Below are 478 nucleotides of genomic sequence, written 5' to 3'. Positions count from 1 at the left end.
CGTTTTACCTGCGCATACAAACTGCATAACCTTATGGATGTCAGGAAGAACAGGTCCTGATCAGCGAAACAAGAAATCACCAAGGAGCACCACCAATGCGCAACGCCATCCGCAACACCATCGCAGCAGCACTGACTGCCACCATGGCCATTGCCGGTATCACCCCCGCCAATGCGTGCGACGCTTGCGATGAGCAAGCATTGATCGCCCCGGTTGATTTCGGCGCTGGGCTCGACCTGGTTGATTCTGACGGGGATGGTCTTCCCGACGTATGGGAACAACACGGTGTCATCTTGTCTGACGGCACTGCAGTTCCCCTTCCCGGTTATGGGGCTGATGTGAATCGTCCGGATCTGTTTTTGCAACTGAACTGGATGGCATCCGAATACCGCAGCCTTGGCTGCGACGACAATTACGTTGACGCTTGTGATTTCGCTGACAAGCGCAACCTTGGCCCATCGGCACAGATGCTGCAGGA

General features: G+C 55.2%; 1 pseudogene. It reads left to right on the top strand.

The features are described 5' to 3' along the window. Positions 1-95 precede the first annotated feature (95 nt). Positions 96-478, top strand: a pseudogene (locus tag HMPREF2617_RS00020) (hypothetical protein); the annotation flags it as partial.

It is taken from the genome of Corynebacterium sp. HMSC070H05, from assembly GCF_001837615.1.
GTDB classification, from domain to species: domain Bacteria; phylum Actinomycetota; class Actinomycetes; order Mycobacteriales; family Mycobacteriaceae; genus Corynebacterium; species Corynebacterium coyleae.
This window is presented reverse-complemented; position numbering and strand designations above follow the sequence as displayed.